This window comes from Pigmentiphaga sp. (assembly GCF_033795525.1).
Taxonomy (GTDB): domain Bacteria; phylum Pseudomonadota; class Gammaproteobacteria; order Burkholderiales; family Burkholderiaceae_B; genus Pigmentiphaga.
In genome coordinates this window covers 484,252-501,388 of record NZ_JARYGM010000002.1, presented here as the reverse complement: position 1 = coordinate 501,388, position 17,137 = coordinate 484,252, and the positions used below count along the sequence as shown (strand labels likewise).

At 66.4% G+C, this 17,137-nt stretch carries 10 protein-coding genes; 2 read left to right on the top strand and 8 right to left on the bottom strand.

Features of this window, described 5'->3' with window-relative positions:
* Nucleotides 1–113: 113 nt before the first annotated feature.
* On the top strand, nt 114–1,022 hold the full coding sequence (locus QHC78_RS07095) for a LysR family transcriptional regulator (protein WP_319743175.1): 909 nt from the start codon (nt 114–116) through the stop codon (nt 1,020–1,022).
* Between the two features lie 172 nt (nt 1,023–1,194).
* On the opposite strand, the gene QHC78_RS07090 is transcribed toward QHC78_RS07095, so the two are convergent.
* The 6 genes from QHC78_RS07090 to QHC78_RS07065 all read right to left on the bottom strand — a co-directional run bounded on the left by QHC78_RS07090 (nt 1,195) and on the right by QHC78_RS07065 (nt 14,353).
* Complete coding sequence (locus QHC78_RS07090) at nt 1,195–2,118, bottom strand: DMT family transporter (protein ID WP_319743174.1); 924 nt, start codon at nt 2,116–2,118, stop codon at nt 1,195–1,197.
* A 115-nt stretch (nt 2,119–2,233) separates the two neighbouring features.
* Complete coding sequence (gene recD / locus QHC78_RS07085) at nt 2,234–4,321, bottom strand: exodeoxyribonuclease V subunit alpha (RefSeq protein WP_319743173.1); 2,088 nt, start codon at nt 4,319–4,321, stop codon at nt 2,234–2,236.
* Entirely contained in the window at nt 4,318–8,028 is a 3,711-nt protein-coding gene (recB, locus tag QHC78_RS07080; protein WP_319743172.1) for an exodeoxyribonuclease V subunit beta, read from the bottom strand. The genes recD and recB overlap by 4 nt, the downstream gene beginning before the upstream one ends.
* Complete coding sequence (gene recC / locus QHC78_RS07075) at nt 8,025–11,528, bottom strand: exodeoxyribonuclease V subunit gamma (RefSeq protein ID WP_319743171.1); 3,504 nt, start codon at nt 11,526–11,528, stop codon at nt 8,025–8,027. Before recC ends, recB begins: the two co-directional genes overlap by 4 nt.
* Nucleotides 11,529–11,622: 94 nt before the next feature.
* Nucleotides 11,623–12,648: an extracellular solute-binding protein gene (locus tag QHC78_RS07070; RefSeq protein WP_319743170.1), complete on the bottom strand. Its 1,026-nt coding sequence runs from the start codon at nt 12,646–12,648 to the stop codon at nt 11,623–11,625.
* An 82-nt stretch (nt 12,649–12,730) separates the two neighbouring features.
* Nucleotides 12,731–14,353, bottom strand: coding sequence for an ABC transporter permease (locus QHC78_RS07065; RefSeq protein WP_319743169.1), 1,623 nt, complete (start codon nt 14,351–14,353; stop codon nt 12,731–12,733).
* Nucleotides 14,354–14,460: 107 nt separating this feature from the next.
* Between QHC78_RS07065 and QHC78_RS07060 the strand changes: the two genes are divergently transcribed.
* Entirely contained in the window at nt 14,461–15,558 is a 1,098-nt protein-coding gene (locus tag QHC78_RS07060; RefSeq protein WP_319743168.1) for an ABC transporter ATP-binding protein, read from the top strand.
* A gap of 4 nt (nt 15,559–15,562) precedes the next feature.
* Here QHC78_RS07060 and QHC78_RS07055 read toward each other — a convergent pair whose 3' ends face one another.
* Nucleotides 15,563–16,237 carry an ankyrin repeat domain-containing protein gene (locus QHC78_RS07055; protein ID WP_319743167.1) on the bottom strand — a complete coding sequence of 225 codons (675 nt, stop codon included), beginning with the start codon at nt 16,235–16,237 and terminating at the stop codon, nt 15,563–15,565.
* Nucleotides 16,238–16,330: 93 nt separating this feature from the next.
* Entirely contained in the window at nt 16,331–17,101 is a 771-nt protein-coding gene (locus QHC78_RS07050) for a TatD family hydrolase (RefSeq protein ID WP_319743166.1), read from the bottom strand.
* Between the last annotated feature and the right edge of the window lie 36 nt (nt 17,102–17,137).

Here is a 17,137-nt window from a genome sequence, read left to right as displayed (position 1 = left end):
GTTGTCTCCGAATCATATGGCGGCGGCGCATTGGACCGCTCGATGCGGAATCCATAGTAGGCTTACGTCGGCCATTTTTTAAATTTATTTGTTGTATTCATTGAATTTTCCCTATGAATACCTATCGATCCGACCTGAACCTGTTCTCGGTTTTCCAGGCGATTCTAGAAACACGAAGCGTGACGCTGGCAGCCGACCGATTCGGGATTACCCAGCCCGCCATGAGCAATGCCTTGACCCGGTTGCGCCAACTGCTGGGCGACCCATTGTTCGTCAACAGCACCAGCGGCATGCAGCCTACGCCGTATGCGCTGGAAATCGCCGAAACCGTCGTAAACTCGCTGGCCGGGCTGCAGCAGGCGCTCGATCACCGCAAGAGCTTCGACCCGGCGCTGACCGAGCAGACCTTCCGGTTCCACATTCCGGATATGGGGCAGGTCAACATCCTGCCCATGCTGCTGGAGCGTGTACAGCGAGTGGCGCCCCGGGTGCGCATCCAGACCGAGACCCTGCCGCAGGAAGACGTCCGTACCGCACTGGAAAACGGGCGTATTCATTTCGCGGCCGGTCACTTGCCACGGCTCCACGGACGCCGCCTGCGCACCCAGCATCTGTTCGATGAACGCTACGTGGTCCTGATGCGCGCCGGCCATCCGCTGGCCGTGGGGACGCTCACCCAGAAAGCGTTGCTGCAAGCCTCCCATGCGGTGGTGACCTCAGTTGGAGGCGGGCACCAGATCATCGAGGAAGTGCTGCAAAAGCGGCGGGCGCGCATTGTGACTCACTTGCCCAACATCATGGCGCTGGCCATGGCAGTGGCCCGCACGGACCTGGTGGCTATCGTCCCGCGGCGCGTGGCGACCGAGTTGGCCAAGGGCGGGACGCTACACGTGGCGCGGCTGCCCATCGCCATGCCTTGCTTCGACGTGGCGATCTACTGGCACGAGCGCTCGCATACCAGCCCGGCCTGCATCTGGATGCGGGAACAGTTGATGGAGTTGTTCATGGGGCGGGCCGAGTGAGGGTCGGGGGTGCATTGAACCTGGACCGGGAAAGCGCGTGTCGCGCCAGGTGTCTATGTGACTTTACATAATATACATTATGCGTATATTCCAGCCAGCAGCGCCGTAGCGTCGCCTCCCGTTCTTGCCGCCGTTAATTCGGCCCCGGCGTCACCATGCGCCGGCCACCGGCCTATTTGCCGTCTGTATCGGCCGTTCTGTCGCGTGCGCCGGGGTCCGGCGATGCTTTGAGCCCCAGGTAGACCGCCAGCAGGATCGCCAGCCCGCCCCATAGATGCGCCCAGGATAAGGCTTCGTCCAGCAGCACGGCTCCCCAGAGCACGCCGAACGGCGGCATGATGAAAGTCACCGTCAGCACGCGCTGCGGGCCGATGCGGGCCAGGAGCCGGAAATACAGCAGATAGGCCAGGCCCGTGCACAACAGGCCCAACGCCAGGATGGGCACCGCCAGGCTGCCGACCGCCAGTCCGCTGGCCGGCTGCGCCAGGCCGGTGCCGGCCGCGAGCGGCACCAGCAGCACCACGGCGCCGGCTTGGCTGGCCAGGGCCAGCAGCAGGTTGTCCAGCTCGCCCCGCTGGTAGATCCAGCGCCGCGTAAGAAACGCCGCAAGGCCATAGCATGCCGCCGCAACCAGGCAGGCGGCGCAGCCCAGCAGCACCTGCAGGTTCACCGCCACTGGCCCGGCACCGGTGAGGATGGCCACCCCGGCGATGCCGCATACCGCACCGGCAATCTTGTAGACGGTTAGCCGCTCATGGAAGAAGGCCGCGCCGAGGATGACGCCCATGAGCGGCGTGGTGGCGTTCAGGATGACGGAATATCCGGCGGGCAAGTACTGTGCGGCAAAACTGTACATGGCGAACGGGATGCCGGAATTGACGACGCCGATGCCGAGCGCCGCGGCCAGCTTGCCTTCGAACCGCCACGGCAGGCGCCGCGCCAGGATGACGCAGGCCAGGAAGCCCCCGGCCAGTACGACGCGTGCCGCGGCCGTGGGCATGGGGCCGATGGCCGGAGCCAGTTCGCGCGTGAACACGAACCCCAGGCTCCATAGCCCGGCCAGGACCAGCAGTATGAAGAGGTCGGACGCGCGCAAGTAAGCGGACTCCGCTGAACAAGATGCATGGGTAGGCCGGAAACAGCCCCCCTGCTTCCGGCGGCGCATTGTCGCACAAGCGGCCCCGCGCCGGCCGGGGCGCTTACGCGGGCGCTCATATCCGCAGGCCGCTGATACGGCGCACTCTGCGCGTGATAGCTTCCTCGAGAATGCCGGGCTGAGCCTCGATCAGCGTAAACCAGGTGCGCGCGCGCGTGACGCCGGTGTAGACGAGCTCCCGCGTCAGCAAGGGACTGGCCTTGGCCGGTAATGCCAGTGCCGTATGGGCGAACTCCGAGCCCTGTGATTTGTGCACCGTCATGGCATATACGGTCTCGACAGCGCTGAGCCGGCTGGGTAACGCAAAGCGCACACCCGGCGCGCCGTCGCTGCGCAGGAAGGCTACGCGTAGCGCGGTGCCCGACGGCATGCCGCCGCCGGCCTGGGGTACGCGCAGCGCGATACCTATGTCGCCATTCATCAGTCCCAGCCCGTAATCGTTGCGGGTGACCAGCACCGGCCGCCCTTCGTACCAGCCGTGGTCCTGCTCGATGAGGCCGCGCGAGCACAGCGCGCGGGCAATCCGTGCGTTGAGCGCCTCCACGCCCTGCTCTCCCTTGCGCACCGCGCACAGCAGGCGGAACTGGTCGAAAGCGGCGAGGACCTCGGCGGCCCAGGATTCCCAGACCGGATCGTCGGCCGGCGTGCCGGCGGGCGGACGCTGCTGGTGCATGCGCTCCAGGTAGTAGGCGTAGCCGCGAGGCCGGCCCCGGTCGCTTTCTGCGTGCCCGTCCAATAGCAGGCGGTCCAGGGCATCGGGCTTCAGGCCACAGACGTCATAGACACCTGGATCGCGCGATGCGGCTTCGTCGGCAATGACTTGCCGGACCTCGCGGGGATCGCCGCTGTTGACGGCACGCGCGAGCTTGCCTATGCCGCTGCCCGCGCCGAAGCGCCGCGAATGACGCAGCATGACAGTCTGCTGCGCCATGGCGTGCGAGGCGGCGTCGCCCGGCAACAGCCCTGCCCCGGCCAGGCTTTCGCCGCTCGCCTCCTCGAGCCATCGCAGCGTTTCCCGGGTATACCGCCCTGCTTCCGCGTCCCGGCAGAGATCTCCCAATACGGCGCCTGCTTCGACCGAGGCGAGCTGGTCTTTGTCGCCCAGCAGGACCAGTCGCGCATGGGCCGGCAGTGCCGCCATCAGATGGGCCATCATCTCGACATCCACCATGGAGGCTTCGTCCACGACCAGCATGTCGACCGGCAACGGATTGCCCGCGTGATGCCGGAAATGCCGGCTGTCCTGCCTGCTGCCAAGCAGGCGGTGCAAGGTCGAGACGTCGGTCGGGATAGTCGCGCGTACCGGTTCGGGTACGGGCAATCGGCCGACCTGTTCGGCAATCGACGCCGACAGGCGGGCTGCGGCCTTGCCGGTAGACGCGGCCAGCAGGACGCGCAGCGGCCGTCCTTGCTCGTGCGCCGCCATTTGCAGCAAGGCCAGTAGCCGCACGACCGTCGTCGTCTTGCCTGTGCCCGGCCCGCCGGTGATGATGCTGATATTGCCGCGCGCAGCCAGGGCGCACGCCAGTTTCTGCCAGTCCGGCCTTGGCGCGTCGGGCTGCGGTGGGCCGAACAGGCGCGCCAGCGCGTCGGACAGCGCCGGCGGGCTGACGGGAGGCTGAGCCAGGCGCTGCCGCAAGGCCTGGGCGATGCGTTGCTCGAAGTCCCAATAACGGCGGAGGTATAAACGGCCGCCGTCGAGCACCAGCGGCTGGCCGTTGTCCGATCCCGCGGCATCGGCCGGGCTGGCGACCAATGGGCTTTCCGCCAGGGCGCTGCGCCAATGCGCCACATCCAGGCCGGAGAGCAAGTCCGAAGGCAGGACCATGGCAGGTGAGGCGTCACCTTCGGGCGGCAATGACAGCGCTTCGTCGGACCGCTCCAGGGTCAGGGCAAGATCCAGGCACACATGTCCATGGCCCAACTGATGGCTGGCCAGCGCCGCCGCCAGCACGACCAGCGGAGCAGCCTCCGGATCACACTCGCAAAGAAAGCCCACGAAAGCCCTGTCCAGGCGGCGCAGCCAGCCCCGTTCCACCCAATTGTCCAGCACGCCCAGCAGCGCTCGCGTGTCGTGCAGGTGGCCAGGCGGTTGCGCCGGTGCGTCGAACGGCAATTCATAGTTGAGCGGACCTTGGCTCACGGCACGACCTCCGCGCCCTCGCTTGCGCCGGCGAACAACCGGTCTAGTCCTTCGATCAGCACCCGCGGCGGACTATCGAAATAGACGCCGTGCGACGGCGCACGGGTGGCGCGCAGGAAAAGGTAGAGTGCACCGCCCATGTGGCGATCATAGTCATAGTCGGCCATCCGCGCGGCCAATTGCCTATGTAGCGCGAGCAGGTACAGGACGTATTGCAGGTCATAGCGCTTGGCCAGGATTTCGGCTTGCATGGCCTCGGCGGTGTAGGCGCCGTCCGCCGGCCCCAGCCAGTTGGATTTGTAGTCGGCGACGTAATAGCGGCCTTCGTGCTCGAAGGCCAGGTCCATGAAACCCTTGAACATGCCATTGAGCATGGCGGGCTCGAGTGCCGGCCGGGGCATGCCGGGAAGCACGTGGCGCCGCACGAGCGCGTCGATGCGGCCGACGTCGACGTGACGGCTTTCGAACCAGAACTCCATCTCCACCTGGTAGGCCCGCAGGCCGGCGAGCGTGACGGCACTGCGTCCGCCATGCAAGGGCAGACGCTGACCAAGCAGATTCGAGAGCCACCGGGTCAAGGGGGTGATCCAGGTTTCCCAGCCACGCCGGTTGCAGCGGCGCGCCACGGCGTCGGCGATGCGGTCGGGCTCGGCGGCCACCGCGCCGAAACCCTCGGCACCGGCCCATTCGCACAGCCCGTGCAGGAAGGTTCCCGGCCCAGGGCCGCGCGGAAACCGGTGCAGGCCCGCCCCGCCGGCCGGCAAAGCTGCATGCGCGGCGTCGAGGTCGGCGACATCGTCGTCGAACAGTTTTTGCGCCTCTGGCGTTTCGGGGCTCAAGTCGCCGTGCAAGGCGGGACTGCCTGCTTCATCGTCGAAGGCGGCCTGGCTGGCGATGCGCAGCGCACTATAGGATGCGATCCACCATGGCTCTCCTGCCCTGCGCGTGGGAATGCGGTAGACCGGCTGCTCCCTGGCAGGCGCGACGAGCGCCAGGGCACGGTCGCTCGCCGCAGGCGCCGCACTGACGCGCAGGCGGCCCATGCCGGGATCGAGCGACTGGACCAGTCCGGCCAGCTCGGCGGTGCCCGGCAGCGGCTGCCCGCCTCCAATCAGGTAACCCAGCGCGCTGCGATGCCAGCACGACTCGCTGGTGCGCCCTCGCCGAAGGTCGGCGATGCCCAGCCAGCAAGCGTGCCGGGCGCGAGTCAAGGCGACATACAGCAGGCGCAGATCCTCGGCCAGGCGCTCGCGGTCGGCAAGTTCCTCTTCCTCGGCGCCGGGCGCGATACTGACGACCAACCTGCCTTGCGCATCGTGATAACGCAGCGGCGGGCGATCCTTGTCGGCCGGGCGGAACGAGCAGGCGAATGGCAGGAATACCAGGGGATATTCGAGCCCTTTGGATTTGTGGACCGTCACCACCTTGAGCAATTGGGCATCGCTTTCCAGGCGTAGGACCTGGGCGTCGGTGGCCTGTCCATCCTGGTCGAGGTGCTCGGCCAAATGACGGATCAGCGCTTGTTCGCCGTCCAATTCGGCAGAGGCCTGTTGAAGCAGCTCGGCCAGGTGCAGCAGGTTGGTCAGGACCCGTTCGCCGTCGGCACGCCCAGCCAGCGCAGCAGGCAGGCCGAAGTCGTCCATGAAGCGCCGCAGCATGGGCAGCACGCCTTGCCGCCGCCAGATGTCGCGGTAGGCCCGGAACTTCAAGACCCATGCTTCCCAAAGGCGCTCGTCGCGATTGAGCTGGTCGAGCTCGTCCAGCGGCCGGGCCAAGGTTGCGCTGGCCAGCGCCGCACGCAGCTTGCGATCGTCATCCGGCTCGGCGCAGGCCTTGAGCCACCGCAGCAGGTCGCCCGCCTCCGCCGCATCGAAGACGGAGTCCTTGTCCGAGAGATAGACGCTGCGCACGCCGCGCTGCGCCAGTGCGGCCCGTATGGCCTGGGCTTCGCCCATGTCGCGGACCAGCACGGCGATATCGGCCGCAACCAGCCCTCGCAGTGTGCCCTCGTGAAGAAAGCCCGCGCGCCCCTGCGCTCCGGCCTCGAGCAAGCGCACGATTTCCGACGCGCAGGCCGCCGACAAGGCCGAACGGTACGCGCCCGCGCTGATGGGATCGCTCTGGGGCGCCAGCCACAATGTCAGCGGCGCGGCCGCTACACCGTCCACCACGAGTGCTTCGGGGCGGCCATGGGCCCGAACCGGCACGAACGGAAGCGGGTTCTCGCTGCCACGGCGGAACAGGAACGCGCCCGCCCCACCCTCCCGGTTCTCGGCGGCCTCGAACAAGGTATTGACCGCGGTAACGACGCCTTCGGTAGACCGGTAGTTGGTCCCCAGGCTGTAGTGCCGCCCGGCGGTAGCGGCGCGGGCGCGCAAATAGGTATGGATGTCGGCGCCGCGAAAGGCGTAGATGGCCTGCTTGGGATCGCCGATCATCAGCAGTGCGCAATCGTCCCGGTTCTCGGCGATGCGGTAGACACGATCGAAAATGCGGTACTGGACCGGGTCGGTATCCTGGAATTCATCGATCAGTGCCACGGGAAACTGGCTGCGGATGACCTGCGCCAGCCGCTCGCCGTTTTCTCCCTGCAGCGCGGCGTCCAGCCGGACCAGCATGTCGTCGAATCCCATTTCGGCGCGGCGGTGCTTTTCTTCGTCGAAGCGCGCCCGTACCCAGCGCGCTGCGTGGGCCAGCATGCGGGACTCGGCCGACGGCAATTGCGCCAGTTGCGCCGGCAGTTCGGCCATGGCGTGCAACGCGGGGTGGTCGATGGTGTGGCCGCCTGTGCAGATCTCGGCCATGCCTGCGGGCGTAAGGCGCAGGAAGCCGGACCCGAGATCCAGGGGTTCCAGCGCGGGATCGTTCGCCCAGGCGGACAGCTTGTCGAACCACGGCTGGTACCACCGTGCCTGGAACTTGCGTCCGTTGACCCGCTTGGCGGCACAAGCCGCGTCGCACAAGGTCCGCAGCTCACCCGCCCACACGGCCCATGGCGCCTTCAGACCAGCCAGCGCCTCGCGCCTTTGGGCCAGCACGGACTCCAGGATTTCCTGCAGGGACTCGCCGGCGTCGTCGTGATTGGCATGTGCCAGCAACGGCGTGATCCGGCGGCGCAAGTGGTCGGGCGTCACCCAGTGTTCCAGCACCCAGCCCAAGGCCGGCTCGCGCAAGGCATAGCAGTGCTGGCGCCAGTAATCGCGCACGACCTCGGCCAGCAGGTCGGTGTGGTCGGTTTCCAGGGTCTGGGTAAACAGGCTGCCGCTGTCGAATGCGTGTTCGCGCAGCATGCGCTGGCACCAGCCGTGTATGGTGGAGACCGCCGCTTCGTCCATCCACTGGGCCGCCACGTCCAGCTTGCTGGCGCAGGCAGGCCAGGTGTCGGGAGCGTAGCCCGAGCGCAGCGTCTCGATCAGTGCGTCGGGCGCCGCGATTTCTTCCCGGAAGAAGCGTGCTGCCTGGGCCAGGCGCGTACGGATGCGGTCCCGTAGTTCCTGGGTCGCGGCGTCGGTGAAGGTCACCACGAGGATTTCGGGGGGCAGCAATTCCCTCGAAAATCCGGCCGCTTCGCCGCCATGCCCGAGCACCAGCCTGACGAACAGGGCCGAGATGGTAAAGGTCTTGCCGGTTCCGGCACTGGCCTCGATCAGCCGGCTGCCGTGCAAAGGCAGCGTCAGGGCGAGGTCCTGCCCATCTCGCGCGCTCATCGGACACCTCCCCTGGCCGGTGTCGCGGGCGCGGCCGCGGCCCGCACGGCTTCCAGCAGCGGCCGATACAGGGTCTCGGCCCATGCGCCGAAGGCCCCCTCGGACCATAGCGTTTCGAAATCGGGATACTGGCGGGCAAGATACGGGCTGCGGCTGCCCTCGCCTGGCGCGACGGCGCTGTCCTCGTAGGTCTTGCGCGCTTGTTGGCGGGCGGCATCTTCGTCCGGCAGCGCGGCCAGCCAGGCGAACGCAGTACGTACCGCCACCGGCGCCGGCATGCGCATGCCGGCGTCCCAGGCCTCGATCAGCTCGACCAGCCTGTCCCGCGCCAGGTCGGCGGGCACGGGCGGCAGGTCAAGGTTGCCGTCGGCCGCGACCAGGACGGTGCGCAGCTCCCAACCCATCGCGTTGCCCGCCAGATGTGCGATCCAGGGGCGGACGAGCCGCTGCCACCTGGGCGTGCGGCTGGCGGCGCCGAGTTCGTTGGGCACCGCCTCCAGCAACAAGTGGCCTGCGCCGCCACGCCGCAGCCCCGACAGCCACCCCTGCAACCGGATGTCTCCATGGCGCAGATCTATTTCCATAGGCACGGTCACCGCTTCCGGCCAGTCGGCGCGCAGCGCGCGATGGCGCGCCAGCAGCTCCGGCAATGGCGCAAGCAAGGTATCGCGCAGCCGTTCGCCGAACCCCGCCAGCGGCAGGTGCCCGCCGCGGACCAGCGCCTGTGCGGCCTCGTCCAGGCGGGCCTGCGCCTGATGTTCGTCTTCGGCATCCAGGGCCGCAAGCAGCAGCTGTTCGCTCAATTGGTAATGCGTCAATCCGTCCAGGGCAAACGGCTCTTCGTCGCCCGCCGCCGGTTCGGATTCATCGAAATACACCTTGAGCCGCTGGTTGAAGAACGCCCGCAGCGGGTCGCGGACAAAACTCTGCAGCTGGGCGAGATCGAGCGTGGATGCGGGCGCCGGCAGCGGCGGCAGCATCGCGTCATGGGCCGGCGCCCTATCGTCCGGCCGATGCATGACCGCCCATTCCCTGGCATAAGTGAAGTAGGCGCCATCGCGGGATGCGAAGTAGCGCGCGCTGAAGGGCTGCAAGGGGTGGACGGTCGTGAGCGCATCCAGCAGCGATCTCGTGCCGTACTCGGTACCCTCCAGGCGCCAGCCGGCGGCGATGTGGTCGCGCAATTGCGCGACCAGGACCGAAGGCGGACGTTCGCCGTTGTCGCGCACGCTGCGCCCTACCCAGCTCACGTATAAGGTATCGCGCGCCGACAGCAGCGCTTCGAGCAAGAGATAGCGGTCGTCCTCGCGGCGCGAGCGGTCGCCGGGCCGGTAGTCCGTCCGCATCAAGTCAAAATCGGGCGGAGGCTGGATGCGGGGGTAGTCGCCGTCGTTCATGCCGAGCAGGCACACCACCTTGAAGGGAATGGCCCGCATGGGCATGAGCGTGCAGAAATTGACCGAGCCAGCCAGGAAGCGCTGGTTGAGCCGGCTGCGGTCCAGGCCCGCGAGCCATGCCTCGCGCACCACGACCAGCGGCAAGGCCTCCTGGAGACCCGCGGCCTCGCAGATGTCCAGCCAATCGTCCAGCAGTTGCGAGAGACTGCCGAGCGCGGCTTCTTCCCGTTCGCTGGCCGGTTCGAAGAAGGCCGCCATGAGGCGGCGCAGGCGTTCGCCCCAGACCCGCGGCGCCGCAGGCACGGCCAGATCGTTGCGCGTCTGCTCGAGCGCCTGCACCAGTGCATCGAGCGACCCGACGAGGGCCGCCTCCAGCCCGCCGACCTCGCCGTAGGGTTCGATCTCACCGTAGGGCGCGCCGGCCCCGACGGCATAGCCGAGCAACATGCGGCGCAGGCCGAAACGCCAGGTGTTCTGTTCCATGCCCGCGGGCAATCCGAGGCTGGCGCGCTGGCGCCCGTCCACGCCCCAGCGCACGCCCGCGCCTTCTATCCAGCGATGCAGTTGAGGCAGGTCGGCCTCGCGCAAGCCAAAGCGCTGGCGCACGGCCGGCACATCGAGCAGGTCGAGGATCTCGCTTACCGCAAAGCGGCTTTCCGGCAGCCGCAGCAGGTGTTCAACGGCAATCAGCAGCGGTTCGCGGCCGCGCTGGCCTTGGTCCGCCAGCGTAAAGGGGATATGCCGTGTGTCCTGCGTGTCGAGCTGGCCGAAGACGGCCCGGATGTGCGGCGCATAGGTATCGATGTCGGGCACCATGACGATGACATCGCGCGGGCGCAGCGCGGGATCGGCGTCGAACAGGGCCAGCAGCTGGTCGTGCAGGATCTCGACTTCGCGCTGTGGACTGTGGGCGACGTGGAAACATACGGACCGGTCCTGCGCCGGATCGACGGGATGCCAACGCGCCCGGGTTTCAGCAAGCGAGCGAAGGTTCAGGATGTCGTCCTGGATCTGCGCCAGCAGATGTTCGGCGGGCGGCTCGCTGAACAGGTCGATGCGCCGGTCGCTGATGGACGCGAAGTGCTCCTGGTAGCGCTCGGGGATGTCGTAGGTATCGAGCAGGTTGATGTAGTCGCGCCCTTGCTTGCCCCAGGCGGCCAGCAGCGGATTGCCGAATTCGTGCTGCAACCCCGGGGCCTGGGCCGCGGGCATGCCCTGCTTGCGCGGGTGGCGCCGGTATTGGTGACGCAGCAGGTCCTGGTCGGCGACGATATCGGCCCAGTGATGCTGGCACGGATTATGGACGCACAGCAGTACCTGGCAGAACTTGGACAGCGCGGCCAGCGCCTCGAGAGCTTGCGCGGGCATGGACGAAATGCCGAACACGATGACCCGGCGCGGCAGGCCGGCTGGTGCCTGCTGCGCCTGTGCCAACCGGGAGAGGAATCGCCGATGCACCCGGGCGCGGCTCTGGATGCCTGCGTCGTCGCCCACGTCCGCCAGCACTGCGCGCCATAGGGCGGCCTGCCAGCGGTCGTCCGGGCCCAGTGGAACCACACCGCGGCGGGAGGTTCGCAGGACGTCCCGTCCGTGTTCCCAGTCGTCGAGCCAATCCGCGCGGTAGACCTGGTATTGGTCGAACAGGTCGGCCAGCCTTTCGGCCAATTGGTGGCGCTTGCGCATGCTGCGATCGTCTGCCAGGAAGCGTCGCAACGGTAGAAAGACTTCGTCATCCAGCACGGCAGGCAGCAACCGCAGCAGCCGCCAGGTCAGCCCGTCCCGGTCGAGCGTAGCAGTCTCGGGCAGCTGGTCCCGGCCCAGCACGCTACGATAGGCGCGCCAGAGGAAGCGGGCCGGCAGCTGCACATCGACTGCGGCGGCAATGCCGCAGCCTGGCGCCGCCTCGGGATCGCCGCGCGGGTCTTCGGCCAGCGCAAACTTCAGCCACTGCGCGATGCCGTTGCTCTGCACCAGGATGGTCTCGCTTTCGAGCGGCGCGAGCGGATAGCGCTTCATCCACGATACGGCAAGGCCGCGCAGGTCTTCCAGGCGATTGCCGTGGACGACCATGAAACCGGGCGACAACGGGGAGGACGGAGGCATCTGCGGCGCGCGGAAAAACTCGCAAGGACGATGCCGCCATTCTACAAGGGCAGGCCAGCGTCCCGGGCTGGCTCCCAGGACACAGGCAGCCTGGTTACCGGTAGCCCACCCGGTCCAGGATTTTCTGAGCGGTGACCTGGTTGCGGCCGATCGCGCCTATGGAGACCTTTTCCGCCTTGAACCGGCCGAGGGACTCCAGCGCGGCATTGCCGGTCTTGACCGAAGGAACCGCGGGCCATTCATTGTTGCCGGCCGCGAAGTAGGTTTGGGCCTGGTCGCCGGCCAGGTATTCCAGGAACTTGATCGCGGCTTCCTTGTTCGGGGCATGGCGGGCGACTGCGCCGCCGGCCACGTTCATGTGCACGCCCTCCCCCGCCTGATTGGGCCACAGGAAGCCGACCTTGGCGATGGCGTCCTTGTCTTCCGGCTTGTCGGAGCGGGCCATGCGCACATAGTAATAGTTGTTGGTCAGCGCAACGCCGCATTCGCCGGACGCGACTCCTTTGATCTGGTCGGTATCGCCTCCCTGCGGGTTGCGCGCCATGTTGGCCACCATGCCTTTGGCCCATTGCTCGGCGGCGGCCTCGCCGTTGCGCTCAATCAGCGATCCCAGCAGCGAAAGCATGTACGGATGCGAGCCGGAGCGCGTGCATACCTTGCCCTTGTTCTTCGGTTCGGCGAGTTCCTCGTAGGTGTCGACATCGGCCGGATTGACGCTCGCCTTGTTGTAGACGATGACCCGGGCACGCGTGGAAAAGCCGAACCACTGCGGATCTTGCCCCGGTTCGCCACCTTGCAGGTTGGCCGGAATCCGCTCGGCCAGTATCTTCGACTTCACCGGCTGGAACAGCCCGTCCGCTTCCGCCCGCCATAGCCGCGCGGCATCGACCATCAGGATCACGTCGGCCGGGCTCTTGGCGCCCTCGCTCTTGAGGCGCTCAACCAGGGCCGCATCGCCCGCCTCGATACGGTTGATTTTGATGCCGGTCTGTTCGGTAAAGCCTTTATAGAGAACTTCGTCGGTCTGGTAGTGGCGTGCCGAATAGATGTTCAATTCCTGCGCATGAACACTGGCCGCGGTGGCCAGTAGCGCGGCGGTCAGCAAGGAAGACTTGAGCATGGACGAATGCCTCGATAAAAGACGTGAAGGAGCGGGAGCTGGGAATTATTATCATTCCCACTTCGGACGTCAAATCGTTCAGCTACTTGTAAGAACTGCCTTTTCGAGAAATCGCCCGAGCCAGCACGATCACCGGCAGCAGGCCCGCCAGGACAATGGTCAAAGCCGGCAAGGCCGCCTCGCCCAAGCGCTCGTCTGCGGCCAACTGGTCGGTAATGACCGCCAGCGTGTCGAAGTTGAATGGCCGCAGTACCAGGGTGGCCGGCAATTCTTTCATTACGTCCACGAAGACCAGCAATGCCGCGGTCAGCAGGCTGCGCCGCAACAAGGGCTGATGCACCCGGACCAGCAATTCGCACGTCCCCGCGCCCAGGCTCCGCGCGCTGGCGTCCAGGGCCGGGGGAATCTTGGCCAGCCCCGCCTCGGCAGCCTGGAACGCGACCGCCAGGAAACGAACCAGGTAAGCGTAGACGAGCAGCGCCAAGGTGTCGGTCAGCATCATTCCGCCGGACCAGCCCAGCCCCGTCAGCCCGCGGTCGAGCGCGCCCACGACAATCAGGAGGCCCACTGCCAACACGGCGCCGGGAACCGCGTATCCCATGCCGGCCACGCTATTGGCGGCATGCACCAGTCTGCCGGGGCTCAACCGGGCCGCATAGGCCAGGCCCAGGGCTAGCGCCACCGCCAGCACGGAGGTGGTGGCGGCGAGCTGCAGCGTGTTACCCAGCCATGCGGCGTAGCGTGCCCAGTCGATGATGTGGAGATCTTGCGCCGCCAGGCGCAGCATGATTGCCACGGGGAGCAGGAAGCCGAGCGTGATGGGCACGAGACAGACGACATGTGCCCAGGCCGCGCCCTGCCCGGCCAGGCGTCTCGGCGCCTGCACATGGCGTGCGGCCGTCGAATAGAAGCGCATGCGGGCGCGGCTGCGTCGCTCCAGCCAGACCAGCACGAAGACGAAAGCCAGCAGGGCCGAGGCCAGTTGCGCCGCGGCGATACGGTCGCCCATCGATAACCACGCACGATAGATGCCGGTCGTGAAGGTCTGCACGCCGAAGTACGAGACCGCCCCATAGTCCGCCAGCGTCTCCATCAAGACCAGCGTGATGCCGGCAGCCGCAGCGGGCCGCGCCAAGGGCAGCACCACGGTGAAAAAGACCCGGGCCGGCCCGCAACCCAAAGTGCGTGCGGCCTCGGACAAGCGCGGACTGCGCTCCAGGAAGGCGGTACGGGTCAGCAGGTAGACGTAGGGATAGAACGCGAAAATGAACACCCAGGCCGCCCCATACCAGGAACGGATGGCAGGGAACCACGGCAGCCGGGGCTGTCCGGTCAGTTCGCGCAGCCAGGTCTGCACGGGCCCCGAGAACTGGAAGAAATCGGTGTAAGCGTAGGCCATGACGTAGGTCGGCATGGCCAGGGGCAGGATGAGCGCCCATTCATACACGCGGCGGCCGGGGAAATCGTAGGCCGCGACTACCCAGGCCGTCGCGATGCCGACGACGGCGGCACCCGCCCCGACCGCGGCCATGAGTAAGAGCGAGGTCAGCGCATAGCCCGGCAATACGGTGGCCAGCAAGTGGGCGAGAATATCCCGCGCGCCCGCATCGGCCGCGAGGACGGATAACAACAAGCCCAGGACGGGAATTGCGATGAACGCCGCTATGGCGGTGGCCGGCCAGGACAGGGCGGTGCGTCGATGCATCGGGTACCAGGGAGAAAGACGGACGACGCAGGCGCGAAAGTCCGCTCGCGTTGGCGGCAAGCAAGAATACGAATTATATTCATCCGTTCTTCTGGTTAGCTCATGCCATGCCGCATCCTCATCTCCAGCTCGATCATGTCCGTCTAGGCTACCGCACGCCGGCTGGCACCCATGTGGTCGTCGACGACTTGTCGCTGGCGCTGCACGAGGGCCGCATCGGCTGCCTGCTGGGACCGTCGGGCTGCGGGAAAAGCACCGTATTGCGCGCCATCAGCGGGTTCGAACCTTTGCTGGGGGGCAGCATTTCCCTGCACGGCCAGGTCGTCGCCACATCCCGCCGGAGCCTGGCGCCCGAGAAGCGGCGCGTGGGGGTGATGTTCCAGGATTACGCCCTGTTTCCGCATTTATCGGTCGCCGACAATATAGGATTCGGCCTGCGGCGGGAGCCTGCGGATGCGCGCAAGAAACGGGTGGCGGACCTGCTTTCGCTGGTGGGGCTGTCCGCGCTTGGGCGCAAGTACCCGCACGAGCTGTCTGGCGGCCAGCAACAGCGTGTCGCGCTGGCCCGGGCGCTCGCCCCGCGCCCGGAACTGCTGCTGCTCGACGAGCCCTTCTCCAGCCTGGACGTGGACTTGCGCGAACGCCTGGCTGGCGAAGTCCGAGGCATTCTGAAGGCGGCCGGCGCGACCGCCATCCTGGTCACTCACGACCAAGCCGAAGCTTTCGCCATGGCGGACGAAATCGGCGTCATGGAGCACGGCCGGATCATCCAGTGGGACAGTGCCTACAATCTTTACCACTACCCCGCCACGGAGTTCGTCGCCCGCTTTATCGGTGCCGGCGTGCTGGTGCCGGGCCGGCGCGTCCCCGGCAATGGCAGCCGCATCCATCTCGAGTTCGGTGAGGCCGAGATCGCAGGCGCGATGCCGCCCGAGGGCAAGGATACGAGTCTCAAGGTCCTGCTGCGGCCGGAAGACCTCTATCCGGACGCCGAGAGTCCCATCAAGGCACGCCTCGTACACAAGGCCTTTCGCGGGCCCGATTATCTCTACACCTTGCGCCTGCCGTCGGGCAGCGAAGTGCTGGCCCATATGCCGCGCGAGGACGGGCACCGGGTGGGCGACCCGATCGGGATACGCCTGCGCAGCCCCAAGCTGGTGGCCTTCCCCGCTTCCCGGCCGGAAGGCGCCGCCCCGCCGGCCTGACCCCTCAGCGGCCGAGGCGCCGCTGGCGGTCGTGGTTCAGCCGTTCGACCAGGTCGTCGGCCAACTGCGTATTGCCGGCCTCCCGTCCGACGTCGGCGGCGTTCTTGCCCTCGGCGTTGCGGACATAGCCATCGGCCCCTTCATCGAGCAGCAGCTTGACGGTCGAGGCGTGGTTATAGCGCACGGCCATCATAAGGGGCGTCATCTTGCCGGGCGACTCGGCATCGATATAGGCATGGTGCTCCAGCAGCAAGCGCACCGCCTCGTCGTGTCCCCGCGATGCTGCGTAATGCAGCGCCGTCCATCCCGGCTGGTTCACCTCTGCCCCGCGTGCGATCAGGGCCTCCATGCGTTCGGTCTGGCCCAATATGGCCAGATACATGAGCGGCGACTCCTGGAGCCGGTTCTTGCGGTTGATGTCGGTCCGCTTGTCCGCCAGCAGCGCGTCATAGACGCCCCAGGACTCTTCCTTGATGGCCTCGAGCAGCGGCGTATTGCTGAGCTCGTTGGTCATGTTTGGCTCCATGTCCCGCGCCAGCATCGACTTGACCGCGGAGGCCCGGTCATTGCGGATGGCGATCCAGAAGTCCTCGGTTGCCCCGGCGTGAGCCGTCGATACCGCCAGCGCGCACCACCACAGCGCCAGCAGCTGCCATCCCGACCGAACCAACGTACGCATGAGAAATTACCTTAAGTTATTTATTTAACTGATTGATTTATGTGAAAAAATAGATCTTAAAACAAATAAATTAAAGCTATTTCTAGGTTTAACTTACTGCTTTACGTCTTTGAAAAGACGGAAGAAATTTGAGGTCGAAGCCTGCGAGACTTCATCTACCGGAATTCCGCGCAGTTCGGCGATCTTCTCGGCCACGTGCACGACCTTGGATGGGTCGTTCAGCTTGCCGCGGTGAGGAACCGGCGCCAGATACGGGGAATCGGTCTCGATCAATACCCTGTCCAGCGGAATGGTCCGTGCCACCTCCTGGAGATCCCGGGCATTCTTGAAAGTCACGATCCCGGAAAACGAAATGTAGAAGTTCATTGCGATGGCCGCGTCGGCGACTTCCTGCGATTCCGTAAAGCAGTGCATGACGCCACCGGTTTCTGCCGCCCTTTCTTCTTCCATGATGCGCAAGGTGTCTGCCGCCGCCGCGCGGGTATGGATGATCAGCGGCTTGCCGGTTTCCCTGGCGGCACGGATATGGCGGCGAAAGCGCTCGCGCTGCCATTCCAGGTCACCGGTAAGCCGGTAGTAGTCCAGCCCGGTCTCGCCTATGGCCACGACCTTGGGGTCGGCGGCCAGCCCGACCAATTGCTCGACCGAAGGATCGGGAGTGTCTTCGTAGTCAGGATGGACGCCAACGGACGCCCACAGATGTTCGTGACCGCGTACGAGCTCCATCAACCGGGGCCAGTCGGGCAGGTTCACGCTGACGCAGAGGGCGTGCGTCACATGGTTGGCGCGCATCCGCTCGAGCACCTCGGGCAGTTGCGAAGCGAGTTCCGGAAAATCGAGATGGCAGTGCGAATCGACGAACATGGAAGACTAGGGATAACGAGCAGAATCTATAGTACC

Excerpts from the sequence above, each read along its gene's own strand:
- QHC78_RS07050 (WP_319743166.1), bottom strand. The coding sequence starts at position 17,101 with ATGTTCGTCGATTCGCACTGCCATCTCGATTTTCCGGAACTCGCTTCG.
- recB (WP_319743172.1), bottom strand. The coding sequence starts at position 8,028 with ATGAGCGCGCGAGATGGGCAGGACCTCGCCCTGACGCTGCCTTTGCAC.
- QHC78_RS07095 (WP_319743175.1), top strand. The coding sequence starts at position 114 with ATGAATACCTATCGATCCGACCTGAACCTGTTCTCGGTTTTCCAGGCG.
- recC (WP_319743171.1), bottom strand. The coding sequence starts at position 11,528 with ATGCCTCCGTCCTCCCCGTTGTCGCCCGGTTTCATGGTCGTCCACGGC.
- QHC78_RS07070 (WP_319743170.1), bottom strand. The coding sequence starts at position 12,648 with ATGCTCAAGTCTTCCTTGCTGACCGCCGCGCTACTGGCCACCGCGGCC.
- QHC78_RS07055 (WP_319743167.1), bottom strand. The coding sequence starts at position 16,237 with ATGCGTACGTTGGTTCGGTCGGGATGGCAGCTGCTGGCGCTGTGGTGG.
- QHC78_RS07060 (WP_319743168.1), top strand. The coding sequence starts at position 14,461 with ATGCCGCATCCTCATCTCCAGCTCGATCATGTCCGTCTAGGCTACCGC.
- QHC78_RS07065 (WP_319743169.1), bottom strand. The coding sequence starts at position 14,353 with ATGCATCGACGCACCGCCCTGTCCTGGCCGGCCACCGCCATAGCGGCG.